The 25,438-nt window shown below is 58.3% G+C and carries 20 protein-coding genes; 8 read left to right on the top strand and 12 right to left on the bottom strand.

What is annotated here, in order from left to right:
• Positions 1–21 precede the first annotated feature (21 nt).
• The 4 genes from AB4O41_RS01445 to AB4O41_RS01460 all read right to left on the bottom strand — a co-directional run bounded on the left by AB4O41_RS01445 (position 22) and on the right by AB4O41_RS01460 (position 4,289).
• Positions 22–1,308 carry an MFS transporter gene (locus AB4O41_RS01445; protein ID WP_460145883.1) on the bottom strand — a complete coding sequence of 429 codons (1,287 nt, stop codon included), beginning with the start codon at positions 1,306–1,308 and terminating at the stop codon, positions 22–24.
• A 61-nt stretch (positions 1,309–1,369) separates the two neighbouring features.
• Positions 1,370–2,389, bottom strand: a complete 1,020-nt coding sequence (locus AB4O41_RS01450; RefSeq protein WP_460145884.1) for a sugar kinase — start codon at positions 2,387–2,389, stop codon at positions 1,370–1,372.
• Positions 2,382–3,164 (bottom strand): sugar phosphate isomerase/epimerase family protein, encoded by a 783-nt coding sequence (locus AB4O41_RS01455; protein WP_460145885.1) that lies wholly within the window; start codon positions 3,162–3,164, stop codon positions 2,382–2,384. The genes AB4O41_RS01450 and AB4O41_RS01455 overlap by 8 nt, the downstream gene beginning before the upstream one ends.
• A 99-nt stretch (positions 3,165–3,263) precedes the next feature.
• Positions 3,264–4,289 carry a LacI family DNA-binding transcriptional regulator gene (locus AB4O41_RS01460; RefSeq protein WP_460145886.1) on the bottom strand — a complete coding sequence of 342 codons (1,026 nt, stop codon included), beginning with the start codon at positions 4,287–4,289 and terminating at the stop codon, positions 3,264–3,266.
• Positions 4,290–4,516: 227 nt separating this feature from the next.
• Between AB4O41_RS01460 and AB4O41_RS01465 the strand changes: the two genes are divergently transcribed.
• From AB4O41_RS01465 to AB4O41_RS01475, 3 genes are all read left to right on the top strand, one after another.
• Positions 4,517–5,326: a hypothetical protein gene (locus AB4O41_RS01465; protein ID WP_460145887.1), complete on the top strand. Its 810-nt coding sequence runs from the start codon at positions 4,517–4,519 to the stop codon at positions 5,324–5,326.
• Positions 5,327–5,488: 162 nt separating this feature from the next.
• Entirely contained in the window at positions 5,489–7,627 is a 2,139-nt protein-coding gene (locus AB4O41_RS01470) for a hypothetical protein (RefSeq protein WP_460145888.1), read from the top strand.
• 257 nt (positions 7,628–7,884) lie between these two features.
• Positions 7,885–10,344 carry an autotransporter outer membrane beta-barrel domain-containing protein gene (locus AB4O41_RS01475; RefSeq protein WP_460145889.1) on the top strand — a complete coding sequence of 820 codons (2,460 nt, stop codon included), beginning with the start codon at positions 7,885–7,887 and terminating at the stop codon, positions 10,342–10,344.
• A gap of 57 nt (positions 10,345–10,401) precedes the next feature.
• Here the strand turns inward: AB4O41_RS01475 and AB4O41_RS01480 are convergent, their stop codons facing one another.
• The 4 genes from AB4O41_RS01480 to AB4O41_RS01495 all read right to left on the bottom strand — a co-directional run bounded on the left by AB4O41_RS01480 (position 10,402) and on the right by AB4O41_RS01495 (position 16,135).
• The gene (locus AB4O41_RS01480; protein WP_460145890.1) at positions 10,402–10,860 is read right to left on the bottom strand and encodes a hypothetical protein; all 459 of its coding nucleotides are present in this window, start codon (positions 10,858–10,860) and stop codon (positions 10,402–10,404) included.
• 154 nt (positions 10,861–11,014) lie between these two features.
• Complete coding sequence (locus AB4O41_RS01485) at positions 11,015–11,656, bottom strand: DUF1345 domain-containing protein (protein WP_460145891.1); 642 nt, start codon at positions 11,654–11,656, stop codon at positions 11,015–11,017.
• A 207-nt stretch (positions 11,657–11,863) separates the two neighbouring features.
• Entirely contained in the window at positions 11,864–14,962 is a 3,099-nt protein-coding gene (locus AB4O41_RS01490) for a multidrug efflux RND transporter permease subunit (RefSeq protein ID WP_460145892.1), read from the bottom strand.
• A 15-nt stretch (positions 14,963–14,977) separates the two neighbouring features.
• Positions 14,978–16,135, bottom strand: coding sequence for an efflux RND transporter periplasmic adaptor subunit (locus tag AB4O41_RS01495; RefSeq protein ID WP_367375567.1), 1,158 nt, complete (start codon positions 16,133–16,135; stop codon positions 14,978–14,980).
• A gap of 294 nt (positions 16,136–16,429) precedes the next feature.
• Between AB4O41_RS01495 and AB4O41_RS01500 the strand changes: the two genes are divergently transcribed.
• Positions 16,430–17,131: a response regulator gene (locus AB4O41_RS01500; protein ID WP_460145893.1), complete on the top strand. Its 702-nt coding sequence runs from the start codon at positions 16,430–16,432 to the stop codon at positions 17,129–17,131.
• Positions 17,132–17,135: 4 nt separating this feature from the next.
• Complete coding sequence (locus AB4O41_RS01505) at positions 17,136–18,437, top strand: ATP-binding protein (RefSeq protein WP_460145894.1); 1,302 nt, start codon at positions 17,136–17,138, stop codon at positions 18,435–18,437.
• Between the two features lie 167 nt (positions 18,438–18,604).
• Here AB4O41_RS01505 and pncA read toward each other — a convergent pair whose 3' ends face one another.
• Positions 18,605–19,234, bottom strand: a complete 630-nt coding sequence (gene pncA, locus AB4O41_RS01510; protein ID WP_460145895.1) for a bifunctional nicotinamidase/pyrazinamidase — start codon at positions 19,232–19,234, stop codon at positions 18,605–18,607.
• A gap of 297 nt (positions 19,235–19,531) precedes the next feature.
• Between pncA and AB4O41_RS01515 the strand changes: the two genes are divergently transcribed.
• A complete protein-coding gene (locus AB4O41_RS01515; RefSeq protein WP_460145896.1) occupies positions 19,532–20,344 on the top strand; it encodes a crotonase/enoyl-CoA hydratase family protein in 813 nt (270 codons plus the stop codon).
• A gap of 6 nt (positions 20,345–20,350) precedes the next feature.
• Positions 20,351–21,181, top strand: coding sequence for an NAD(+) diphosphatase (nudC, locus tag AB4O41_RS01520; RefSeq protein WP_460145897.1), 831 nt, complete (start codon positions 20,351–20,353; stop codon positions 21,179–21,181).
• Here the strand turns inward: nudC and AB4O41_RS01525 are convergent.
• Together AB4O41_RS01525 and AB4O41_RS01530 are read right to left on the bottom strand one after the other, a co-directional pair.
• Positions 21,149–21,928 carry a TSUP family transporter gene (locus AB4O41_RS01525; protein ID WP_007900140.1) on the bottom strand — a complete coding sequence of 260 codons (780 nt, stop codon included), beginning with the start codon at positions 21,926–21,928 and terminating at the stop codon, positions 21,149–21,151. The genes nudC and AB4O41_RS01525 overlap by 33 nt on opposite strands.
• 189 nt (positions 21,929–22,117) lie before the next feature.
• Positions 22,118–23,356, bottom strand: a complete 1,239-nt coding sequence (locus AB4O41_RS01530) for an acyl-CoA dehydrogenase family protein (RefSeq protein WP_460145898.1) — start codon at positions 23,354–23,356, stop codon at positions 22,118–22,120.
• A 340-nt stretch (positions 23,357–23,696) separates the two neighbouring features.
• On the opposite strand from AB4O41_RS01530, the gene sfnG reads away from it, so the two are divergent.
• A complete protein-coding gene (gene sfnG, locus AB4O41_RS01535) occupies positions 23,697–24,791 on the top strand; it encodes a dimethylsulfone monooxygenase SfnG (protein WP_460145899.1) in 1,095 nt (364 codons plus the stop codon).
• 121 nt (positions 24,792–24,912) lie between these two features.
• Here the strand turns inward: sfnG and AB4O41_RS01540 are convergent, their stop codons facing one another.
• Positions 24,913–25,389: a nuclear transport factor 2 family protein gene (locus AB4O41_RS01540; protein WP_460145900.1), complete on the bottom strand. Its 477-nt coding sequence runs from the start codon at positions 25,387–25,389 to the stop codon at positions 24,913–24,915.
• Positions 25,390–25,438 lie beyond the last annotated feature (49 nt).

Genomic DNA, 25,438 nt, shown 5'->3' on the forward strand with positions numbered 1-25,438 from the left:
CGTCATCATCTCTACATCAATTCAAGAATGAACCGCCACTGGCCGGGGCACAGCGACCCGGTCACTGGCACCGGGCTTGAGGAAAATCGTCAGCACCACCGACAGCAGCAAGGCGCCGCTCATCAGCAAATAAGACGCTCCGGGCGATCCGGTGGAGCTGTTCAGGTAACCCACCAGATAGGAGCCGCCAAACGAACCGAGTGCGCCCATGCTGTTGATCAACGCCATGGCGCCACCGGCGACGTTGGCCGGGAGGATCTCCGGGACGATGGCGAAAAATGGCCCGTACGGGGCGTACATGCAGGCGCCGGCAATCACCAGCAGCGTGTAGGACCACCAGAAATGTTCCGCGCCCAAAGCGTAGGAGCCATAGAACGCAATCGAGGCGATCAGCAGCGGCGGCCAGACGAAGCGTTTGCGCTTCTGCAGTTTGTCCGAGCCCCAGGACACCAGCAGCATGCCGATCACTGCGGCCAGGTACGGCAACGCCGACAGCCAACCGGCTTCGATCATGTCCATCTGCGCGCCGGCCTTGAGGATCGACGGCAGCCACAACACGAAACCGTAGACGCCGATGCTCCAGCAGAAGAACTGCAAGGCGAGGATGATCACCTTCGGCGAGCGGAAGGCTTCGGCGTAGTTTTTCACCGCTTTGATGCCGACCTGTTCGGCGGCCAGGGCGCTTTCCAGGTCCTGCTTTTCCTGGTCGCTCAGCCACTTGGCCTGAGCCGGGCGGTCATCGGCCAGACGCCACCAGATAAATGCCCACAGCACCGCCGGCAGTCCTTCGATGATGAACATCCAGCGCCAGCTGAAATGCTGGATCAGGTAGCCCGAGACCACCGACATCCAGAGCATGGTCACCGGGTTGCCGAGGATCAGGAAAGTATTGGCGCGCGAGCGTTCGGCACGGGTGAACCAGTGGCACAGGTACACCAGCATCGCCGGCATGACGGCGGCTTCGACCACGCCGAGCATGAAGCGAATAACCACCAGCCAGTACGCGTTGGAGACGATCCCGGTCAAGGTCGCCAGGCCGCCCCAAAGGATCAGGCTGACGAAAATCAGTTTTTTCACGCTGTGCTTCTGGGCGTAAATCGCGCCGGGGATCTGGAAGAAGAAATAACCGAGGAAGAACAGCGCGCCGAGCAGGGACGACAGCCCGGGGGTGATCATCAGGTCCTTGGCCATGCCGGAGGCGGCGGCGAACCCATAGTTGGCGCGATCCAGATACGCCAGGCTGTAGGTAATAAATACGATGGGCATGATGTACCACCAGCGGCGGGTGGCCAGTGTTGCGGTTTTCATAGTGATGCTCCTGAGCTTGTTGTTTTTGTCGCAGCAGGTAACGGTTTTAAATCTTCAGTGGCTATGCGGGCCTCATCGCGGGCAAGCCCGCTCCCACAGGATTTTCGCGAATCCCTGTGGGAGCGGGCTTGCCCGCGATGGCGGCCTCAAACTCAGCGGACATTTCGAGCCTGTTGGGCAACCCCTCCATATCCCCACGGCTCTGCACCGCGCGGCTCCCGATCCAGTTGGCGCGCTGCACCGCTTCGGCAACGCTGTAGTTTTCCAGCAGGGCGCTGATCAGGCCGACGGCAAACCCGTCACCGGCACCGACCGTATCGACCACCGTCTCCACCGGCACGCCAGCAACGAAACCTTCATCCAGTCGGGTTCGGTAATACGCGCCGTGCGGCCCGAGCTTGATCGCCACAATTTCAGCGCCCTGGTCGAGGTAAAACGCCGCGATATCGGCGGGGTCTTCGAAACCGGTCAGCAACCGTCCTTCGCTCAAACCCGGCAGCACCCAGTGGGCGAGGGCGGCGAGGCGGTTGATCTCAGTGATCATCTGTTGCTCGCTGGCCCACAGGCTCGGGCGCAGGTTGGGGTCGAACGACACACTGCGCCCGGCATCGCGCAGCTGGGTCATCAGTTCGAAAGACATTGCCCGGGCCGATGCCGATAGCGCCGGGGGAATTCCGGTGGCGTGCAAATGCTGGGCTCTGAGCAGTTGCGGCGCAAAGGGCTGCACCGACAAATGACTGGCCGCCGAGCCACGACGGAAATACTCGACCACCGGATCGCTGCCATCATCGGCGCGGGACTTGAGCTGAAATCCGGTGGGGTGCGCCGGGTCGATGTCAACGTGGCTACAGTCCAGGCCTTCTTTCTCCAGCGTATCGAGGACGAACTTACCGAGCGAGTCAGCGCCCACCCGGCTCAGCCAGGCGACGTTAAAACCCAACCGCGATAGACCGATGGCAACATTGCTGTCAGCCCCGGCAATGCGCTTGTGGAAATGGCCCACGTCGGCCAGCTCACCGTTCTGCTCGGCGACGAACATCGCCATGGTTTCACCGAATGACAGAATATCGATCTCAGACATGAGCAGGCTCCAGGCGGGATTGACCAAGGCAGGCGAGGGTGGCGACATGTTCGGTGGTCAATTGCACCAGGTCATCGCCTTGCAGCGGATACTCCGCCGCGCGCATCACGCCCTGTGGCATGTGTTGCAACAGTTGCCCCCACAGATGCAGATCGCCGGCGGCCGGAGGCATTGCCACCAGTTTGCCGTCGGCCCGGCGCGCCACCGCTTTGCAATGCACGTAACCGACATGCCGACCGAGCAACCGCGCGGCGCTGGCGGCGGATTGGTCCTGCCATTGCCAGTTGCCGATATCGAACGTCATTTTGATCGGCAGGTGGTGTTGCTCGACGTCGGCGAAGAAGCGCTGGAACGGTTCGATGCGACCGCCGTGCAAGGTCTGGTCGTTTTCCACCAACAGCTGCACCGGGCTCTGTTGCAACTGCAGCGCCAGTGTTTGCAGATCATTGTTGTCGGTGAAATAACCCAGGGAGACTTTCAGCCATTTGGCGCCGAATGCCTCGGCGCGCTTCAGGGTCGGGGCCAGTTCAGGATTGGGTGTCGACTGCCCGGCCGGCCACAACTCCATCGGTGAGGAATACACACTTTCGAGACCCCGGGATTTCGTGGCGTCAGCCAGTTGCGCGGGGTCTTCGAGAGTCAGCAGCTCTTCGCGCCATTCGATGTGCGTGGCACCGGCAGCGGCCAGCACCTCGACAAAACTGCCTTGGCCGCGTTGGCGAACAAGGTTTGCGCCGTAGCTGGACAAACTGATGGAAACGGGTGGCTTGTTCATTGTTATGCACCTCTGAAACCGGTTTCATTTTTGGTCAAAAAAATATTGATGTGAGTTATGTGGTGTCTTCAAGGCCTCATCGCGAGCAGGCCAGAACACTCACCGGAAATTTCCAAGGGTCGACCCTCGAACAATCAACCGCGCCGAAAAATCCAACGTCCGCACCGGCCCGTCATCCCCACGCAGTCGCTTGAGCAAACATTCAAACGCCCTCGCGCCAATCTCCGCCGTCGGCTGGGCGAGGGCGGTAATCCCGCTCCCCACCAACGGATACCAATCCAGATCATCCAGAGCGATCAGCCCGACATCCTCAAACAGGTTGCACTTCAACTCTCGCAACGAATGGGTGCTGGCCAGTGCGGCGATGCCGTTGGCGCAAAACAGCGCTTTCGGGCCAGAGCCAGGAGTTTGCAGAAAGATTTTCAAACGGCCGGTCAGATCGCCGCCAGTTTCAACCACCGCGCCCGAGAGCGCCGGACGCCGCTCGATCTGCGCCTTGAAACTGCTGACCCGCTCGATCCGCGAACTGGTGCCGTCATAAGGTTCGGTCACCATCAGCACATCGCGATAACCACGTTCTTCAAGGTGGGCAACGGCCATCTCGACAGCGGCCGGATTATCCAGCCCCACCAGATCGCTCTCGAGCTGATCGACCTTTCGATCCACCAGCACCATCGGCATTTCCCGATGCAATTCGCGCAGCTCATCGCGGTGATGGCCAAGGGTATTAACGATCAAACCTTCAATGTTGTACGAGCGCAGCAGCGCCAGGTGCTGGCGCTCCTGCTCGTCATCGCGATCGGTATTGCACACCACCAGGCTGTAGCCGTGCTGACGGCAAGCGGTTTCCACCCCGTGCATCACGGCAATCGAATAAGGGTTACGGATATCGGCCACCAGCATGCCGATCAGGCGCGTGCGCCCACGTTTCAGACCGCGGGCCATTTGGTTGGGGCGATAGCCCAACTCGCTGATCGCCCGCTCGATGCGCAGGGCAATGGCATCGGAGAGCAGGGCGCGGTCATCGCCGATGAAGCGCGAGACGCTGGCCTTGGAGACACCGGCGTGTTCGGCGACGTCGAGCATGGTGACGCGGCTGCGTTGGGCGGCGGAGAAGTCGTTCACGGATGGACAGCCTTTTTATTGAAATTGTTCAGGGCCTGAAACCGGTTTCAGATAACCGCATAATCCATCGGCTCGTCAACTGAAGAGGTCTGAACCAGATGATTAGGTCGAAGCATTCCGACCAACGGTCATTAAACCTGTCAGATCTGACAGTAGGCGAAAGCGCGATTACTGCGTTTAATTTCCCCCGGGAGCAAAGGGTTTTCACTGCATCTGGAGAACAGCGGATGAGCGCAACAATACCCATCGGAATATTCGCCGCGCCATTAAGCATTGATGGTGTCGGTGCCGATACTGTGCTTCCGTCGGACGCGTACCTGAAAGGCGTGACACTGCGCCTCCCCCCTTGGCCTGCGCCTTCGATCATCCTGGGCAATTTTGATTTACTGGAAATGTGGATTCTCGAGCCGGGCGCAACTGCCGAGACACTTTTTTACAGCAGCCGTTTTCCTGTGCCAGTGGTGTTTCCGGCTTCCATCCATTTGCCAGCGCAATACCTGCAACTCAATGGAGAGATTATTCTGACCTATCGGGTAACGGCCGGAGATACCGGTAACCCCGATAGTTCATTGCCGCAACATTTCATCGTCAGGCGCGCGATCCCGGTCAATCTGGTGGAGCCGACATTCCCCAGCGCCACCCTGTGGGGCTATCTCAATTGCAGCTCGCAACCGAAATTGTGGGAGACGGTGTTAGTGCGTGTGCCCGCACAGCCGGGGCGGTTTGCCGAGAATGATGAATGTGTTTTGGAGTGGGAAGGCTTCGCTAGCCTGAATGGCATCGGTCCGATTCCGAATACCGCGCTGCGACTCACTAAAAAATTGACGCACGATGAAGCCAGTTCCGAGCTCGGGTTCGATTTCAAACTGGAGAGCGATAAATACGAGCAACACATAAAGCCAATGGAAAAAAATGCATCGGCATTGGCCCGGTATACGCTTTATCGAAGTGGCATTGCACTAGGAAAGTCACCGCAAGGTTTGGTGAAAATTGATCGGGGCATTCCAGGTGAAAGTATTTCTTGTGGTCCAGGTTAGCGAGGAGGGTTGGATTCAGCTGTTGCGGATGCTTTACCGTTTCAATGTATCGAAAGTTACAAAACGTCAATGCCAGGAGCATGCAGTTTGCCGTCGCGCGGTTCTCCATCGGGCAATAACGTTGATAATTCAATGATGAACTCATCGATGGAGTCTATGAAAATGAATATGCAAGTTAAAATTGGTGGTATTCTTGCTTTGCCTCCAACAATCGTCGGCAAGTTGGCAGATGACAGGCTCACTTATAAGCAACTCAGAGAAGACCGAATCGTAAAGGTGCAGTTGGCGGATATTGATGACAAAAGCCCTGAAGGGGGCGCAAAAGTAGAACTTCACGTCTTCCCAAAGGGTGTAATTCCTGTTGAGTTCGATCCAACTTATGTGGTTGGGACGAAGCTCAAGGTTGATCAGACAGGAGGCGACTGGACTTTTCCGATCGAGTTCGATGTGCCCGCCGACAAGTTTGTCGAAAAATTTGATGCGAGCGGTGAATACACACCTTACGAGTGTGCATTCATCATTTATGACGCCTTCGATAACAGCGATACTTCCGGTCCATTCGCCCAAGCCTTGGTTGATTTGACCGCGCCCTACCAACGGCAACCAGGCGGGCCTAATGGTACGGGCACAAGGCCGACTCTGCTGACCCTGGGAGGTACTGTTCCCGCAGTCATCGACGATACCTGGTTGAACGACCCCGCCAATGCCGCGGGGCTGAACCTGACCATTCCCACTGCTTATACAAAGTTTGAAGCAGGCCAAGATCAGGCTGCGTTCTATATTTCCACTCAAACGACCTTTCCATTGATGCAGGCTGAGACCGTTGCCTTCAGCGGCCCGTTGCCCGCAGGCGGGGTTATCAATATTCCACTTGCTTTCCTGACTGCCTTGAATGAAGGAACGTACTTTTACTCCTACAACCTCACTGATCTACCGGGGAATATCAGCAACAACGCTAACATTACCACTCTGTTCAAAAGGGTCAAAACACCGGCGCCGGAACTCGACATTCCAAGAATTCCGGTAACCGGAACCATTGGCCGTATACCCATTACCTTCTCGACGGTGGAACCTGCACCGACCCGAGCCATCATGCAAATCGATTTTCCACTTAACTCGCTTCCGGGTGACCGAATCATCCCGTACATCACCTCCGATTCAATCGTGGGTGGCGCGCCAATTGCCTTGCCTGAAAAACCGATTCCGCCAGCCGGCACACCCGGCCCACTGACCTTCGAACTGGATTACGCGACCTTGGCCGACGTATTTGGTGACGCTAACGGCGCCGACGAAGTGGAGTTCGAGTATTGGTATGAATTGAGTCGCCCCACCATTACGCCCAATCCGGTTTCACGGTCTGTATTCGGTGTAGTCGACTTTGCATATGCCGGACCGGAACAACCTAACCTGCCGGAACTGGAGAACCCCAACATTCCGCCGGTAGTGGTACAGGGTGCAGGCACGCCAGCACCAGCTCCCAATACACTAGGGCCGGCGCAAGCAGGTGTTGCGGCAACCATGAATTGGCCTGTCTGGGTTGATGCCAATCGACCTGTAACGGGACGTGAGATCGTCAAGTTCTATTATCAGGGCAAACAGGTTGGCGATCCCGTACCGGTGCGGGTAGGCGATACAACGGTCACTACCACATTGCCTTGGGACACGATTCGGGCTGAGGGGAACGGCACTGTTGCAGGTGGCAATCCCAGAGAGGCTTACATAACAGTCGAGTACCCTGGCAGCGCCAACGTAATGAAGCAGCTGATTACGACAAAGGTTGACGTGACGGCCATTGTGATCAACTTGCCTGCACCACAAGTTGTAGTTTCAGCCTTCCGCACCGCGACGGGTACGTTGGTGCCGGAGCGAGTCGTTACCAGTATCAACTGTCCGAGCCTCAACCACCCGGTTACGACGAATGGGCCCATGCCGCCTTATCAGGCGCGCAACCTGCGGATCAGAATCCTGCGCGACGCCAATATCCCGACTGGTGCCATGGTGGATCTGGAGTTCGAAGGGCGGGTAAGCAACGCCGTGGGTGCCGCTCCCATCCCCAATACACTCATCACCGCTTCGGCACCTATGCCAGCGACGGGCGTTCTGGAGTTCAGACTGACGGATTACACAAAAATCAGAGAAATTCAGTTGCCGAGCACTGTCCCTGGGCTACGACCTGCCACCCGATATGCGCGTATTGCTTATAAGGTCAACGGTATCGAGTCACAGGTCACCGTTCCTGTGGCGCTCTTGAACTCCAGTCTGGTGTATTGCGAGCAGGAGCGTCCAGAACCAACGCCTTAATCAGGTACTTCAAGTAAATCTTCCTACTGATGACGGCGACAGAATTTGTCGTCTTCATCAGTGGAAGCGAAGTTCTATACGTTCAGATACGGAGCCTCGTACAAAGAAAAGGGATAATTCGTACATGCATGCAGATTTATCCTACATATAGCGGGATGGGTAAACCGTAGTCTGGCGGCCGTTCAATAGTCTGGCTCGCGCATTGTCTTGAGTCGGAGACTCATTCCTGACGGAATGTAATCGGGTAGGACTCATCTATGTCATTAAAGCCAGTATTCCCCTTTCATAAAACTTCGATCAGCATCTGGGTATTGTCGTTCATGCCCCTGCTGTTGAATTCATCGCTGACCCAGGCTGCCACCGTCCCGGCGGGCACCAGTCAGCCCATCGATTCCAGTACACCACTGGAAAACTGGCAACTTGAAACCAATGCCATATTAACCGGCTCGGGTGCCATCACACTCGGTATCACCAGTTCAGCCGGTGGGTTGATTGATCTGACCAACTCGACAGTCACCTCTGCGGGAGAGGGCGGTTTTTCCCAAGGCATTTTCCTGACGAATGCTACCGCTACGCTGAGTGGTTCAACGGTCACCAGTGTCTCAGGGATTGGCATATCAGCCGTACGAGGCGTCTCAAGCATCGGCGGCTCTCAGGTGACCCTGCGCAACAACAGTGTTGTTCGAGGTTTGCAAGGGGGGATCGCGGGCAATCGTTTCAGTGAGCTGAACATTCAGAATTCCACCGTCGAAGGTACAGGCGCCAGCAGTTTCGGGATTCGCCTGCTCGAGGGCTCGCTGTCTGCCAGTGGCAGTACGATCACGGGTGGCCTCAATGGCTTGACTGTGGGTACCGACACATTGGCATCAACGGTAATTCCTTCGTCTATCGTGCTGGACAACACCCGCGTAGAAGGCCAAACCGGTTCGGCCATCGTTGTCGGCATCAATGCTCCGAACTTTCCGACCGTGGCCAACATCGAGGTACGTAATGGATCGACACTGGTCGGCGGTAACAATACGCTGCTTGAAGTCGGCCCTGGCGCCTCGGCCAATTTACGCGTTGATAACAGTAACTTGACTGGCAATGTCGTGGTGGCTTCAGGCAGTTCGGCCAACGTCACGCTGCAAAACAACGCTTCGTTGACCGGTGACTTGCAAAACGTCACCAGCGCAACCCTCAACAATCAGGCGCGGATGACCGGCAATGTGCTGGGAGCCTCAAGTGTAGTGATCGACAACGCGTCCACGTTCACCGGCAACTTGCAAGATGTCGCCAATGTAGTGATCAACAACCGGAGCGTGATGACGGGTAATGTTTCGGCCGCTGCGAACAGTGTTTCCGGATTGGTATTAGACAACGGTGCCAGCCTGACCGGTCAGGTGAACAATGTAGCCAACTTCTCGATCAACAATCAGGCGCTATGGCAGATGACCGACAGCCAGTCGGTGAACAACCTCACGCTAAACAACGGAGGAAGGGTACGGTTAGGGGGAAATCAGGAATACTTCCAGTTGAATGTGGCCAATCTGGCAGGCAATGGTACGTTCGAGATGGGCACTGATTTCAATAAGGGCATCAGCGATCTGTTGAACGTCACCGGCAGCGCTGCCGGCAATCATCAATTACTGGTGTCCAGCACTGGCCTCGATCCCGTCAATGATTCGTCGATCAAGGTGGTGCAGAGCGTCGCTGGGAGTGCTCAATACGGCCTTATCAACAATCGTGTCGATGTAGGGGCCTTCACTTATCGTCTGGTCAAAGAAGGTGATGACTGGTACCTGCAACCCGATAAAGAAGTCATCAGCACACCGACCCGCTCGGTATTGGCGATATTCGGCACCGCGCCCACGGTGATCTATGGCGAAATGGCTTCGTTGAACAATCGCATGGGCGACTTGCGGGTTAACGGTGGGCAGACGGGCGGGTGGGTTCGCTCTTACGGTAATCGATACAGCATCAGCAATAACGCTTACGGTGATGGTTACAGTCAGAACCAATATGGTCTTTCCATGGGGGTTGATACCCCGGTACAGATCGCAGGCGAGCGTGTGTTGCTGGGTGTGTTTGCCGGTTATAGCAAGTCGAACCTCGACTTGAGTCGCGGCAGCTCCGGTGAAATTGACAGTACCTCCCTCGGTGTATACGGCACCTGGTTGGGTGATAGCGGTTACTACCTGGATACCGTGGCCAAGCTCAATCATTTCCGTAACGATGCCAAGGTGACCATGAGCGATGGCACTAGAACCGAGGGCAACTACAACAATCTGGGTGCCAGTGCATCGGTCGAGTTTGGTAAGCATATTGATATCAAGGATGGCTATTACGCAGAAGTGTTTACGCAGTGGCAGGCTGCTTCGGTGCAAGGAAAGGACTTTAGTCTGGATAACGGATTGAAGGCTGACGCCGATACGACGCGTTCCATGCTTGGCAAGGTGGGCGTGACGCTGGGGCGCGGTATGACACTGTCCAATGGCAGCGTCCTGCAACCGCATATTCGTGCAGCCGCTGTTCATGAGTTTGTGAAAAACAACGAAGTGCGAGTCAACGATAACAAGTTCAACAATGACTTGTCCGGTAGCCGGTTCGAAGTGGGGGCAGGTGCCTCCTGGACATTTAATGATCGCTGGCAACTCCATGCTGAACTGGATACCAGTAAAGGTGACAGTGTCACCAAGGACTTCGGTGTCAATATGGGGGCACATTACAAGTTTTAAATGCTAAATAAAAAAGGGAAGCTTCGGCTTCCCTTTTTTATTGACATCAGAAACGGATTATCCAGCCTTCAATACCTGGAACTGGCCCTTAAGCAGAAAAGTTTCTCCGTCAGTACCCGGTAGCTCGAGATCAACTTTGAAGTTGCCTTTGACACTCTCTCCCACGGCCGGCTCCAACTGGATGCTGCCCGAAACACCTTCATAAATTGTGTCATCAGCGTCTTTAAAGCTGAAACTCACATCGTCGCGACTTTTCAACGCATAGACGCCAACTTCGAAGTTCGCGGGAATGGAAATGTGTAATTCTCGAGCGAGCAAACTTTTTGCTCTTGTTTTTGAAGCTGGCCGGTCAATTGCAGTAATTAACACGGCTTCAGTTTTTTTTCTACCTGCCTTTACCCTGTCGATCAGCCGGGAAGTGGCGATAAACTCCGGGAACTCTTTATCATTTGCGAAAGCCAAGGCGTTCACGTAATTGCCTTCGGCAAAACTGGTTCGTTTGATCACAGCGCTCATGGATTCGGTCTCCGTTACTGTAAGTAAGGTATCCAAAGGTCGTGTCCGCCCCTAATTCTGGATGAACTATAAAAGCTTGTTTTTGTGCAAGTTGTAAACTGTCATTGTTGACAGTTTACAAAGGCCAACATTTGTGGGCGCTAATTAAACCGCATCATCCAAACAACCCCGCCGCAATATTGATCGAAAACCCCAGAATCGCCGTATTGAACACAAACCCGATCAATGACTGCGCCAGCACGATCTTGCGCAAGTCTCGCGTGGCGACGCCCACATCGGCAGTTTGCACGGCCACGCCGATGGTGAACGAGAAGTACAGAAAGTCCCAGTAATTGGGAGTTGTCAGCCCCTCGGCAAAACGCAGCGCCGGTGCCTTGCCGTTCCAGGTGTAATACAGCCGGGCATAGTGCACGCTGAAAATCACCCCGATCAGCAGCCATGAACCGATCACCGTCAGTGCGGTGAAACCGTAGCGCAACAGTTTACGGGCGGTTTCCAGGTCCTTGCTGCCGGCGAGTTCGAAGGTGATGGTGCCGAGGCTCGCCAGTGCCGCGATGCACACCAGTAGCAACACCAGGCCGGCGTTTTCATCTTCGACCTCGGCAATGCGTTTGACGTCCGGCGCCTTGGCTCGCATGGTGAGCCAGAGCATCAGCAGCAGATAGGTCCAGACCCCGGCGTTCCAGCCGATGAGGATTTTGCTGATGATTGAATCGGCCGGAGCCAGAATGCCCATCGCGATGCCGAATGTGGCAGCGGCGGACAGGCGAGGGTGGGTGCGGGCGAGTAGGGGCATGAGAACTCGATGGGCCAGGGTGTCTAAACACCTTAGCCCAGCGTTGTCCGTTGTGACCACAACGCTGAATCCAATGGGCTCGAATGTGGGATCGGGCTTGCTCGCGAAGGCGGCGTGTCAGTCAACATCAATGTTGAATGTGACGGCCCTTTCGCGAGCAAGTCGAATCGTCGCACCGCCGCTCCCACAGGTGATTGGTGTTGTTGGTTAGATGTTCTTATGGCGTTTGCGCACCAGCTTCATCACCACCACAAAAAACACCGGTACAAACACCACCGCCAGGGTCGCGGTGATCATCCCGCCAATCACCCCGGTGCCGATGGCTTGCTGACTCGCCGAACTGGCCCCGGTGGCAATTGCCAGCGGCACCACGCCAAGAATGAATGCCAGCGACGTCATCACGATGGGGCGAAGTCGCAGCCGTGCGGCTTGCAGGGTGGCGTCGATCAGGTCATGCCCTTCGTCATACAGGCTCTTGGCAAACTCGATGATCAGGATCGCGTTCTTCGCCGACAAACCGATGATGGTAATCAGCCCGACCTTGAAGAACACATCGTTGGGCATCCCGCGCAGGGTTACGGCCAACACGGCACCGAGCACACCCAACGGCACCACCAGCAGCACCGACGTCGGAATCGACCAACTCTCGTACAGCGCCGCCAGGCACAGGAACACGATCAACAGCGACAGCCCGAGCAGAATCGGTGCCTGGCTGCCGGACAAACGTTCCTGCAACGACAACCCGGTCCATTCCTGACCCAACCCCGCCGGGCCTTGCGCCACCAGCTGTTCGATTTCCGCCATGGCTTCACCGGTGCTGTAACCGGGCGCCGGTTCGCCGGAAATGCTGATGGCCGGGTATCCGTTGTAGCGGGTCAACTGCGCCGGACCCTGGGTCCAATTCGCTCGGACGAAGGCCGACAACGGCACCATTTTCCCTGCGTTGTTCCGCACGTGAATCTTCAGGAGGTCGTCGACCTGACTGCGTTGATTACCTTCGGCCTGAACCACCACCCGTTGCATCCGTCCCTGGTTGGGGAAGTCGTTGATGTAGGCCGACCCGACCGCCGTGGACAGCACGTTACCAATGTCGGCAAACGAAATGCCCAAGGCGTTGGCTTGCTTGCGGTCCACTTCCAGTTGCACTTGCGGCGCTTCAGCCAGGGCGCTTTCGCGTACGTTCATCAAGACCGGGCTCTTCTCGGCGGCGGCCAGTAATTGACTGCGCGCCTGCATCAGCGTGGCATGGCCGAGGCCGCCACGGTCTTGCAGGCGGAACTCGAAACCGCTGGAGGTCCCCAGGCCATCGACCGGCGGCGGCAGGACCGCAAAGGCCATGGCGTCCTTGATCTGACTGAGGGCTATGTTGGCGCGGTCGGCAATCGAACTCGCCGAATCGTCGCTGCCGCGATCCGACCAATCCTTGAGCGTGGTGAATGCCAGCGCGGCGTTCTGCCCGCTTCCGGAGAAGCTGAAGCCGAGAATCACCGTGCTGTCGCCGACGCCCGGTTCAGTGGCGTTGTACGCTTCGATCTGCTCGACCACCTGCACCGTGCGGTTCTTGCTCGCACCCGGCGGCAGTTGAATGTCGGTGATGGTGTAACCCTGGTCTTCCACCGGCAGGAACGAGGAGGGCAGGCGACTGAAGCACAGCCCCAGACCGATCAGCAGCACGCCGTAGATCAACAGGTAACGCCCGGTGCGTTTCAATGCATAGGCGACCCAGCCCTGATAGCGCTCGGTGAGTTGTTCGAAGCGTCGGTTGAACCAGCCAAAGAAGCCGCCCTTGGCGTGATGCTCGCCCTTGGCAATCGGCTTGAGCAGCGTCGCGCACAGCGCCGGGGTCAAGGTCAGGGCGAGAAACGCGGAGAACAGAATCGAGGTGGCCATCGACAGCGAGAACTGCCGGTAAATCACCCCGACCGAGCCCTGCATGAACGCCATCGGAATGAACACTGCCACCAGCACCAGCGTGATGCCGATGATCGCGCCGGTGATTTGCTTCATCGCCTTGCGCGTCGCGTCCTTGGGCGACAGGCCTTCGGTAGCCATGATCCGCTCGACGTTTTCCACCACCACAATCGCGTCGTCCACCAGAATGCCGATGGCCAGCACCATGCCGAACATGGTCAGCACGTTGATCGAGAAGCCCAGCGCCAACATGATCGCAAAGGTGCCCATCAATGCCACCGGCACCACCAGCGTCGGAATCAGCGTGTAACGGATGTTCTGCAGGAACAGGAACATCACCGCAAACACCAGCACCATCGCCTCGACGAGGGTGTAGACCACTTTGGTGATCGAGACTTTGACGAAGGGCGAGGTGTCGTACGGAATCTTGTATTCCACGCCGGCCGGGAAGTAGCGCGCCAGTTCGTCCATCTTTGCCCGCACCAGCGTCGCGGTGCTCAGGGCATTGGCGCCCGGCGACAGTTGCACGCTGACGGCGGTCGACGGTTTGCCGTTCAGGCGGGTGGAGAATTGATATTCCTGACTGCCGATCTCGACCCGCGCCACATCGCTGATGCGCACGGTGGAGCCGTCCGGATTGGCCTTGAGCACAATGTCGGCGAATTCTTCAGGCGTCGACAGCTGGCCCTTGACCAGAATGGTCGCGGTGATTTCCTGCGTGGTGCGGGTCGGCAAGTCGCCGATGCTGCCCGCGGAAACCTGAGCATTTTGCGCAACGATGGCGGCGTTGACATCGGCCGGGGTCAGGTTGAAGCCGATCAGCTTCTGCGGATCGATCCAGATCCGCATTGCCCGTTCTGCACCGTACAACTGGGCCTTGCCGACGCCGTCCAGACGCTTGATCTCGTTCATCACGTTGCGCGCCAGGTAATCGCTGAGCGCCACGTCGTCGAGCTTGCCATCGCTGGAGGTGAGGGTGATCAGCAGCAGGAAACCGGCGGAGACTTTCTCCACCTGCAAGCCTTGTTGAGTCACCGCTTGCGGTAAGCGTGACTCGACCACTTTGAGACGGTTTTGCACGTCGACCTGCGCCATCTCCGGGTCAGTGCCCGGCTGGAACGTCGCGGTGATGGTGGCGCTGCCGAGGCTGCTCTGGGATTCGAAATACAGCAGATGGTCGGCGCCGTTGAGCTCTTCCTCGATCAAGCTGACCACGCTTTCGTCCACGGTTTGTGCCGATGCGCCCGGGTAGATTGCATAGATTTCGACTTTCGGCGGCGCAACGTTCGGATACTGCGCCACCGGCAACTGCACAATGGCCAACGCACCGGCCAGCAGGATGAACAAGGCGATCACCCAGGCGAACACCGGGCGGTCGATAAAGAACTGCGGCATAAAAAAGCGTCCTGCTTACTGACCAGAAACCTGGGCAAGTGGAAGAGGTGTGTCATCGATCTGGACTTTTTCACCGGGGCGCGCGTGCTGCAGGCCTTCAGTGACGATACGGTCGCCGGACTTGAGGCCGTGGGTGACGATCCAGCGATCGTTCTGCACCGCGCCCAGTTCGACCGGTTGCTGGCCGACGCGCTGCTCGGCGTCGAGCAACAGCACGTGGGCGATACCGGCGCTGTCACGCTGGATGGCCCGTTGCGGCACGCTGATACCTTGCTGATTGAACGCTTGCTCCAGACGCACGCGAACGAAGCTGCCCGGCAGCAAGTCGAGGTCCGGGTTGGGGAACTCGCTGCGCAAAATAATCTGGCCGGTGCCCGGGTCGACGGTGATATCGGTGAACAACAACTTGCCCGGTAATGGATAGAGGCTGCCGTCGTCCTGAATCAACGTGGCTTTGGCCTGACCTTGGCCCACTTCCTTTAATTGGCCGGAACGGAATGCGCGACGCAGGTCGTTGAGTTCACGGGTCGATTGCGTCAGGTCCGCGTGGATCGGGTTCAACTGCTGAATCAGTGCCAGCGGCGTGGTTTCGTTCTGCCCGACCAGCGCGCCTTCAGTCACCAGCGCCCGGCCAATGCGCCCGGAAATCGGCGCGGTGACGGTGGCGTAACCCAGGTTCAGTTTCGCCCGCTCCACGGCGGCTTTATTGGCAGCGACATCGGCGGCGGTCTGCCGGGCATTGGCTCGGGCGTTGTCGTAATCCTGGCCGCTGATGGCGTTGCCTTCGATCAACTGGGCGTATCGCTGTTCTTGCAGTCTGGCCTGGAACGCGTTGGCTTCGGCCTTGCGTAATGCGGCTTCGGCGCTGTCCAGGTCGGCCTTGAACGGCGCCGGGTCGATGCGGAATAGAACGTCGCCTTTTTTTACGTCGCTGCCTTCACGGAAGGCCTGCTGCAACACCACGCCGGCAACACGGGCACGGACTTCGGCGATGCGTGGCGCGACAATCCGCCCGCTCAGTTCGCTGCTGATCGACAGCGGCCGCGCTTCGATGGTTTCGATCCGCACGGTGGCCAGCGGCGCCTGTTCTTCGGCGGTCGAGGACTGGTCACACGCGCTCAGCGTCAACGCCAGTGCAATCAGGCTGAGCCGGGCAAGCAGATTCTTTGACATGTAAATACCCCAATAATGACCTCCCGTATCCTACGGGGGGCCGAGGAGGGTAGCGGTTAAGCTTTGTAGGGGGTGTGTGAAATTGTGTAAGGGTTTTGCTCATGGGCGTGTGAGGGCGTATATCCTTGGCGCCTTGAAATATATTGCGAGAGATGTACCGCTATCGCGGGCAAGCCCGCTCCCACAGTGGTCGGTGATGTTCACAAAATCTGTGTCCCCATCAAATCCCTGTGGGAGCGGGCTTGCCCGCGATGACGATCTATCCGGCGCCACTGCACTTTCTGGAAACACCCCATGCCCAACATCCTCCTGGTCGAAGACGATTCCGCGCTCTCCGAACTGATTTCCAGCTACCTGGAACGCAACGGCTATTGCGTCAGCGTGATCAGCCGTGGCGATCATGTGCGTGAGCGGGCGCGGGTCAATCCTCCGGACCTGGTGATTCTCGATCTGATGCTGCCGGGGCTCGACGGTTTGCAGGTCTGCCGCTTACTGCGGGCCGATTCGGCGACCTTGCCGATCCTGATGCTCACCGCCCGCGACGACAGTCACGATCAAGTGCTGGGCCTGGAGATGGGCGCCGACGATTACGTCACCAAACCCTGCGAACCACGGGTGTTGCTGGCCCGGGTGCGCACCTTGCTGCGCCGTAGCAGCCTCAGCGAACCGCAGACCGTCAACGACCGCATTCTCATGGGCAATCTATGCATCGACCTGTCCGAGCGCACCGTGACCTGGCGCGAGCAACTGGTCGAACTGTCCAGCGGTGAATACAACCTGCTGGTGGTGCTGGCCCGGCATGCCGGCGAAGTGCTGAGCCGCGACCAGATTCTGCAACGCCTGCGCGGTATTGAATTCAACGGCACCGACCGCTCGGTGGACGTGGCGATCTCCAAGCTGCGACGCAAGTTCGACGACCACGCTGGCGAGGCGCGCAAGATCAAGACCGTGTGGGGCAAGGGTTACTTGTTCAGCCGCTCCGAGTGGGAATGCTGAGTCGATGTTCAGAATTCTGTTTCGTCTCTATCTGGTGACCATCGTCTCGTTCAGCGCAGCGATCTACGTGGTGCCGGACCTGGTGATCCAGGTCTTTCATGAGCGCTTCATGACCTACAACCTCGATTACTCCCGAGGTTTGCAAACGCTGATCGTCAAACAGTTTCGCGCGGTGCCTATTGAGCAGTGGCCGGCGCTGGCAGACGAAATGGACAAGGAATTCCAGCCGCTGAACATTGTGCTGGCCCGCAACGACGACGCCGAATTTACCCTGGATGAACGTGCACGCTTGCAGCGCGGCGAGAATGTTGTGCGTATCGGCGATTGGGGCTGGCGCACCTTGGCCGTGACGCCGTTGAACGAGCAGATGGTCGTGGAAATGGTCGTGCCGCCGGACCCCACGGATGTCAGTTGGTTGTACTGGAGCATCAACGTACTGATCGGCGCGACCATGCTCGCCTGTCTGTTGCTGTGGTTGCGCCCGCACTGGCGCGACCTGGAACGCCTCAAAGGCACCGCTGAACGCTTCGGCAAGGGGCACTTGAGCGAGCGCACGCAGATTTCCCCCAGTTCCAACATCGGCAGCCTGGCCAACGTGTTCGACACCATGGCCGGTGACATCGAAAACTTGCTCAATCAGCAGCGCGACCTGCTCAACGCCGTGTCCCACGAACTGCGTACTCCACTGACGCGGCTGGATTTTGGCCTGGCGCTGGCGCTGTCCGACGACTTGCCGGCCGCCAGTCGTGAACGTCTGCAAGGTCTGGTCGCGCACATTCGCGAGCTGGATGAACTGGTGCTGGAGCTGCTGTCCTACAGTCGATTGCAAAACCCGGCGCAACTGCCGGAACAGGTCGATGTATCGCTGGATGAGTTCATCGACAGCATTCTCGGGAGTGTCGACGAAGAACTGGAATCTCCGGAAATCGTCATCGATGTACTGCTGAACGGCCAGCTCGAACGCTTCTCGCTGGACCCGCGATTGACCGCCCGGGCGATCCAGAACCTGCTGCGCAACGCCATGCGCTATTGCGAAAAACGCATTCAGATCGGTGTGCAGGTATGCGCCAAGGGCTGTGAGATCTGGGTGGATGACGATGGCATTGGCATTCCAGAGGAAGAGCGGGAGCGGATTTTCGAGCCGTTCTATCGGCTGGATCGTAGTCGGGATCGCGCAACGGGTGGGTTTGGGTTGGGCTTGGCGATCAGCCGCCGGGCACTGGAAGCGCAGGGTGGCACACTCTCCGCGCAAGCGTCGCCGCTGGGTGGTGCGCGGTTTCGGTTGTGGTTGCCGACACCTGTCTGAATCTTGCGACACCCCTGTGGCGAGGGGGCTTGCCCCCGTTGGGTCACGGAGCGGCCCCCTACATTTCTTCAGTCACATAACGGGGGCAGGATTGGCGACTGCTTCGCAGCCGAACGGGGGCAAGCCCCCTCGCCACAGGAATCACCAAGCACAGGTTTTTGACAAGTTCAGCCGAGTATTTCGGTTGATGGAATCAACCCAACGCCAGCCACTTGCATCCGCTCAATCGCCGCCGCCAGCGATCCATCCAGATCAATCGCCCGACACGCATCCAGCACCACAAATGCATTGAACCCAGCCGCCCGGGCGTCCAGCGCAGAAAACATCACGCAGAAATCCAGTGCCAGACCGACCATGTAAACCGTGTCGATGCCGCGTTCCTTCAGATACCCGGCCAAGCCTGTGGTGGTGGTTCGATCCGCTTCCAGAAACGCCGAGTAACTGTCGATGTCCGGATTGCAGCCCTTGCGGATGATCAATTGGGCGTGGGGCAGGTCCAGTTCCGGGTGGAATTCGGCACCGGGTGTGGCCCGTACGCAATGCTCTGGCCAAAGTGTCTGCTCGCCGTAAGGCAACTGAATCACGTCGTAAGGTTTGCGTCCGGGGTGGCTGGAAGCGAATGAGGCGTGGCCGGGTGGGTGCCAGTCCTGGGCAATGATGACCTGTTTGAACTGGCGGCCGAGGCGGTTGATCAAGGGCACGATCAGATCGCCCTCCGGCACCGGTAATTGACCGCCGGGAATGAAGTCGTTCTGTACGTCGATAACAAGCAAGGCTGCACGTGAAGAGATTGGCATCGGTAGGGTTCCTCCCTGGAAAGTCAGGGGCAAGCATAGTGATAATTTTGCTCGTGCGCTAAGCCGGTTTCTCAATAATTTCGGTGGTGCGGCCAATCGCGAGCAGGCTCGCTCCCACAGAGGATTTGTGAGCGCCCCGAATCCAATGTGGGAGCGAGCCTGCTCGCGATGAGGTCAGTCCAGACGCTAAAGAACCTGAAGCCAGTCCCGCATTTGGCCGAACCGCTGCCTTACTGCCAGCCCTGATGCCTTGTTATAGTTCGGGCCTCATATTCTGCCCGGTAAAGGATCACTGCCATGACTCAATACACCGCCTTCAGCGTCGAACTGGCTGATAACATCGCCCATGTGCAGATCAACCGCCCGGAAAAGATCAATGCGATGAACGCCGCGTTCTGGAGCGAGATCATCGAGATTTTCCAGTGGATCGACGATACCGATGAAGTGCGGGTGGTGGTGCTCAGCGGTGCCGGCAAGCATTTTTCTTCGGGCATCGACCTGATGATGCTGGCCGGTGTGGCCAATGAGCTGGGCAAGGATGTCGGCCGCAATGCGCGCCTGCTGCGTCGCAAGATCCTCGCGCTGCAAGCCTCGTTCAACGCCGTCGACAACTGCCGCAAACCGGTGCTGGCGGCGATTCAGGGTTATTGCCTGGGCGGCGCCATCGACCTGATTTCGGCCTGCGACATGCGTTACGCCGCCGAGGACGGGCAATTTTCCATCAAGGAAATCGACATCGGCATGGCGGCCGATGTGGGCACTTTGCAACGCTTGCCACGGATAATCGGTGACGGCATGCTGCGTGAACTGGCTTACACTGGTCGCACCTTTGGCGCCGATGAAGCGCGCAACATTGGCCTGGTCAATCGCGTCTATAGCGATGCCGCCAGCCTGCTTGAAGGCGTGATGGGCATTGCCCGCGAGATCGCCGGCAAGTCGCCGATTGCCGTTACCGGTACCAAAGAGATGATCAGCTATATGCGCGATCATCGCATCGATGACGGCCTCGAATACGTCGCCACCTGGAACGCCGCCATGCTGCAATCCACCGATCTGCGCGTGGCCATGGCCGCCCATATGAGCAAACAGAAACCCGAATTTCTGGACTGATTAACCATGATTTCACGCTGGACCACCGCAGTACTGGACACCGATCAACCCGGCGGTTGGGCCGTGGCGCGCAGCCCTGAAGGCTTTTTGTTCGATGACAACGGCGCGCTGTTTCCACGGGAATGGCTCAAGCGTCAGGACCTGTCGATTCTCGCCGAGCATGGCATCGGTCACCTGGATGGTGAACCGGTCTACCTGCTGGAACTGCGCAGTCACAGCGAAGTGCCGGGCTGCAACTGGAAAGGCCTGCGAGCGTTCATGCTCGAGGGCGATCACACCGTCTACAAGGTGCTCGGCTACGCCGCGCAAATCGGTACCTGGGCCCGTGAACACCGCTTCTGCGGCAATTGCGGGCAGGTGATGAGCCAGGTGCCGCGTGAGCGGGCGATGTACTGTGAGCCGTGTGATATACGCCACTATCCGCGCATTTCACCGAGCATGATCGTGCTGGTGACCCGTGGCGACGAAGTTCTGCTGGCTCGTTCGCCACGTTTTGTACCCGGGGTCTATAGCACTTTGGCAGGGTTTGCCGAGCCGGGTGAGTCGGCCGAAGACTGCCTGATTCGCGAGGTCCGCGAGGAGGTGCAGATCGAGGTCAAGAACATCCAGTACATGGGCAGTCAATGCTGGCCGTTCCCGCATTCGATGATGCTCGGCTTTCACGCCGAGTACGCCGGGGGCGAGATTGTCTGTCAGGAAGACGAGATTGAAGATGCCCAGTGGTTCAACGTGCACGAGCTGCCGCCGTTGCCGGCGTCACGCTCGATTGCCCGTTACCTGATCGATGTCTATGTGGCGCGGCGCTTAGGCCACGCTGAACCAGTGCTGCCAGGCTAACCGGACGGTCAAGCCGAGCACCACGGTGATGAACACCGGGCGAATGAATTTCGCACCGCCGCTGATGGCGGTGCGTGCGCCGAAGAAGGCGCCGACCATCACCGACAGGCCCATGCTCAGGCCGATGATCCAGTCCACCTGCCCGGAAAATATGAACACCGACAGCGCCGCGATGTTGCTGACGAAGTTCATGCTGCGCGCCACGCCGCTGGCCTTGACCAGGTCGATGGGGTAGAGCAGCAGGCTGCTGACGGTCCAGAACGCCCCCGTTCCCGGCCCGGCCACGCCGTCGTAGAAACCGAGGCTGAAGCCTTGGGTTGATTGCCACTTTTTCTTGATCGGTGCGTCGCTGTCCAGCGGCGCCTTTGGTGTGCCGCCAAACAACAGATAAAGACCGCAAGCGAAAACGATCACCGGCAGCATCTTGTTCAGCCATTCCGCTGGCAAGTAATGTGCGACCACGGCGCCGGTGAGCGCGCCCACCAACGTGCCGACGATGGCGTGCGTCCATTGCCGAGGATGGAACAGCTTGCGCCGGTAGAAAGTGAAACTGGCAGTGGCCGAGCCGAAGGTCGAACTGAGCTTGTTGGTGCCCAGCACCAGGTGCGGCGGCAGGCCTGCGGTCAGCAGCGCCGGAGTGGTCAACAGACCGCCTCCACCGGCGATGGCGTCGATGAAACCGGCAATGAAAGCGACGAGGGCCAGAACGGCCAGGGTAGTGAGGTCAACGCTGAGTTCGAAAGGCATGGAATGGGCTTATTCGGCGGGGCGCAGAAGAGGGCTGCGAGGAAGGCCGGTATCTTACCCATATCCAAACTTTGCGGCGACCGGTCTGCCATCATCGCGAGCAGGCTCGCTCCCAAAGGGGATCTCATACGTAGTACAGATCAATGTGGGAGCGAGCCTGCTCGCGATGACTTACTTGTAGGCACTACATCACTTGCGCGCAGGCCCATTACCGATCTGCCACACAAACGGCGGTTCAGTCCCGTTGATCGCCCAGTCCCCGACAATCCGCGCCTTGTAGATCACCGGATTGTGCGATGACACGGTTCGCGCATTGCGCCAATGCCGATCCAGCGATTTGCCTTCACGTACATCCGAAGCGCCCAAGGCATTGAACAGTGTCGTGGTCGCGCGCTGGATCAATTCGGAGACCACCACCTGAGCCTTGGCCGACTCAATCTCCGCCGCCACATTCGCCGCGCGCTCCAGCGCTTCATCCCCGGAGAACCGCGCCAGATAAGCCCGTTGCGCCGGTTGCGCAGCCTTCAGGGCACTGGCTTCGGCGGCATACACCCACGCCGCCACTTCACCAACCACCTGCTGCACTTGCGAATCCTCGCTGACCCGCTGTGCATTGCCGTGGCTGTAGATGCGTTTGCGCTCGCGTACCTGATGCACCACATCGCGCAATGCGGCGCGGCCAATCCCGGCGAGGGTCGCCAGCAGCACCAACTGATAAAACGCCGTCTGATATTTGAAGCGGGTGGCGAAGTCGATGATGTTCTCGGCGTCCACTTCCACCTCGATAAACCGCGATGTGCCGCTGCCCGTGGTGCGCTGGCCGAAACCGTCCCAGTCATCGCTCTGCACAATCCCCGGTTGGCGTGTGCGGACCGCGGCGATCACATCGCCACCGGTATCGCTGCGTTGGGCATAGACGTCGATCCAGTCAGAGAAAATGCTGCCGGTGCTATAGAACTTCTCACCGTTGAGCCGCCACTGATCGCCGTGAGGCGAGACCTTGGTAATCACTTCTCCGATCGTCACGGCGCCGATCTCAGTCCAGGCATTGCCGGCGATGTCACCCTCGACAAAGCGTTTGAACCACAGATCCCGGCCCGGCCCCGGCGGTGAGTTCAAACGGTCCTCGGCAAAGGCAAAATGCCCGCGCAGGGCTTGGGGTACGTTGGAATCGGCTTCGGCCAGTTCGATCAGCAATTCGAACAGCTGCGGCAGTGACGCGCCGCCACCGCCGTATTCAACCGGCACCCGCACCGCGCCGAAGCCAGCCTCCTTGAGCCATTGAATCGGTTCGTAAGGCAAGCTGCGGCTTTGTTCGCGCTCAACGGCACCGGCGGCGATGCGCAGGAAGATCGGCCGAAAGCGTGCGGCCAGCACTTCATAGTCAGTGCCGATGGACAGCGGGTTGATTACTTTGTGTTCGGTCATGGGACAGCTCCTGGGCAGTGAATGCCATAGGGGATTGCACGGTCCATGCCGAAGCTCGCAGACCATGGTTTATTGGATGTTGTGGATTTCGGCGTGGCCTGAACTGTTGCTGTGCCAACAGTGCATCAGCAAATTGCCCCAGGTACAACCGGATCCCTGTGGGAGCGAGCCTGCTCGCGAAAGGGCCATCAGACTCAGCATTGATGTTGACTGATACACCGCTTTCGCGAGCAGGCTCGCTCCCACAAGTATTTCACTTGGCTTAAGGCGGTCGTATCACCGCGCTGGCACGGTTGCTGCTCTGACCTCAGGACTTCCCTGAAAACCCGAGGACACGTCAATGAGTCAGCAAGCCGTCAAATTTGCCTACTGGGTGCCGAACGTCAGCGGCGGGCTGGTGGTCAGCAAGATCGAGCAGCGCACCCACTGGGGCATCGACTACAACCGCAAACTGGCGCAACTGGCCGAAGAGGCGGGGTTCGAATATGCCCTTACGCAGATTCGTTTCACCGCCGGTTATGGCGCCGAGTTCCAGCATGAATCCGTTGCCTTCAGCCATGCGCTGTTGGCCGCCACCACAAAATTGAAAGTCATCGCGGCGATTCTGCCGGGGCCATGGCAACCGGCGCTGGCGGCCAAACAACTGGCAACCATCGATCAACTCACTAACGGCCGGGTGGCGGTGAACATTGTCAGCGGCTGGTTCAAGGGCGAGTTTCAGGCCATCGGCGAACACTGGCTTGAACACGATGAACGTTATCGCCGCTCTGAAGAATTTATTCGTGCATTGAAGGGCATCTGGACCCAGGACAACTTCACCTTTCGCGGCGACTTCTACCGCTTCGACAACTACAGCCTCAAACCCAAGCCGCTGGGCCAGCCGGAAGTCTTCCAGGGTGGCAGTTCCCGTGCGGCCCGGGACATGGCGGCGCGGGTTTCGGACTGGTACTTCACCAACGGCAACACCCCCGAAGGCATCAAGGCCCAGGTCGACGACATCCGCACAAAAGCGGCTGCGAACAATCATTCGGTGAAGGTCGGGGTGAATGCCTTTGTCATCGCTCGCGATACCGAAGAAGAGGCGCGGGCGGTGTTGGCGCAGATCATCGATCAGGCCGACCCCGAAGCTGTGAACGCCTTTGGCGATGCGGCGAAGCAAGCGGGCAGGGCGTCACCCGAGGGCGAGGGCAACTGGGCCAAATCGACCTTCGAAGATCTGGTGCAGTACAACGATGGTTTCAAGACCAACCTGATCGGCACACCACAACAGATTGCCGAGCGTATCGTCGCGTTGAAAGCGGTGGGCGTGGATTTGGTGCTGGCGGGGTTCCTGCACTTTCAGGAAGAGGTGGAATACTTCGGGAAGCGGGTATCGCCGTTGGTGCGGGAGTTGGAGGCCACGGCTCAACTGAAGCAAACCGCCGCGGTAGCCTGAACACCACAAAACCCACTGTGGGAGCGGGCTTGCTCGCGAAGACGGACTGACATTCAATATCGATGTCGACTGATACACCGCTTTCGCGAGCAAGCCCGCTCCCACTTTGGGCTGCGAGAACCTATAGGCCCAAGTCGGACAAGCCTGGGTGATCATCCGGCCGGCGGCCCAGCGGCCAGTGGAACTTGCGGTCGCTTTCCTTGATCGGCATGTCGTTGATGCAGGCGTAACGGTTGAACATCAGCCCGTTCTCGTCGAACTCCCAGTTCTCGTTGCCGTAGGAACGGAACCAGTTGCCCGAGTCGTCATGCCATTCGTAGGCATAACGCACGGCGATACGGTTGGCGCCATGGGCCCAGAGTTCCTTGATCAGGCGGTAGTCCAGTTCCTTTGCCCATTTGCGGGTCAGGAATGCTTTGGCTTCTTCGCGGTTATGGGCGAACTCGGCGCGGTTACGCCATTGGGTGTTCAGGGTGTAGGCCAGGGACACCCGTTCCGGGTCGCGGGAGTTCCAGCCGTCTTCGGCCAGGCGAACTTTTTCGATGGCTGATTCACGGGTAAACGGCGGCAATGGCGGACGAACTTCGGCAGTAGACATATAAAGTCTCCCTATCAAATTAACGTTCAAACACGTTGTCGGGCTTATT

The organism is Pseudomonas sp. S2_A02 (genome assembly GCF_054668495.1).

Excerpts from the sequence above, each read along its gene's own strand:
- AB4O41_RS01465 (WP_460145887.1), top strand. The coding sequence starts at position 4,517 with ATGAGCGCAACAATACCCATCGGAATATTCGCCGCGCCATTAAGCATT.
- AB4O41_RS01500 (WP_460145893.1), top strand. The coding sequence starts at position 16,430 with ATGCCCAACATCCTCCTGGTCGAAGACGATTCCGCGCTCTCCGAACTG.
- sfnG (WP_460145899.1), top strand. The coding sequence starts at position 23,697 with ATGAGTCAGCAAGCCGTCAAATTTGCCTACTGGGTGCCGAACGTCAGC.
- AB4O41_RS01445 (WP_460145883.1), bottom strand. The coding sequence starts at position 1,308 with ATGAAAACCGCAACACTGGCCACCCGCCGCTGGTGGTACATCATGCCC.
- AB4O41_RS01525 (WP_007900140.1), bottom strand. The coding sequence starts at position 21,928 with ATGCCTTTCGAACTCAGCGTTGACCTCACTACCCTGGCCGTTCTGGCC.
- AB4O41_RS01480 (WP_460145890.1), bottom strand. The coding sequence starts at position 10,860 with ATGAGCGCTGTGATCAAACGAACCAGTTTTGCCGAAGGCAATTACGTG.
- AB4O41_RS01540 (WP_460145900.1), bottom strand. The coding sequence starts at position 25,389 with ATGTCTACTGCCGAAGTTCGTCCGCCATTGCCGCCGTTTACCCGTGAA.
- AB4O41_RS01495 (WP_367375567.1), bottom strand. The coding sequence starts at position 16,135 with ATGTCAAAGAATCTGCTTGCCCGGCTCAGCCTGATTGCACTGGCGTTG.
- AB4O41_RS01490 (WP_460145892.1), bottom strand. The coding sequence starts at position 14,962 with ATGCCGCAGTTCTTTATCGACCGCCCGGTGTTCGCCTGGGTGATCGCC.
- AB4O41_RS01470 (WP_460145888.1), top strand. The coding sequence starts at position 5,489 with ATGAATATGCAAGTTAAAATTGGTGGTATTCTTGCTTTGCCTCCAACA.
- AB4O41_RS01475 (WP_460145889.1), top strand. The coding sequence starts at position 7,885 with ATGTCATTAAAGCCAGTATTCCCCTTTCATAAAACTTCGATCAGCATC.
- AB4O41_RS01455 (WP_460145885.1), bottom strand. The coding sequence starts at position 3,164 with ATGAACAAGCCACCCGTTTCCATCAGTTTGTCCAGCTACGGCGCAAAC.
- AB4O41_RS01505 (WP_460145894.1), top strand. The coding sequence starts at position 17,136 with ATGTTCAGAATTCTGTTTCGTCTCTATCTGGTGACCATCGTCTCGTTC.
- AB4O41_RS01530 (WP_460145898.1), bottom strand. The coding sequence starts at position 23,356 with ATGACCGAACACAAAGTAATCAACCCGCTGTCCATCGGCACTGACTAT.
- AB4O41_RS01485 (WP_460145891.1), bottom strand. The coding sequence starts at position 11,656 with ATGCCCCTACTCGCCCGCACCCACCCTCGCCTGTCCGCCGCTGCCACA.
- pncA (WP_460145895.1), bottom strand. The coding sequence starts at position 19,234 with ATGCCAATCTCTTCACGTGCAGCCTTGCTTGTTATCGACGTACAGAAC.
- AB4O41_RS01515 (WP_460145896.1), top strand. The coding sequence starts at position 19,532 with ATGACTCAATACACCGCCTTCAGCGTCGAACTGGCTGATAACATCGCC.
- AB4O41_RS01450 (WP_460145884.1), bottom strand. The coding sequence starts at position 2,389 with ATGTCTGAGATCGATATTCTGTCATTCGGTGAAACCATGGCGATGTTC.
- nudC (WP_460145897.1), top strand. The coding sequence starts at position 20,351 with ATGATTTCACGCTGGACCACCGCAGTACTGGACACCGATCAACCCGGC.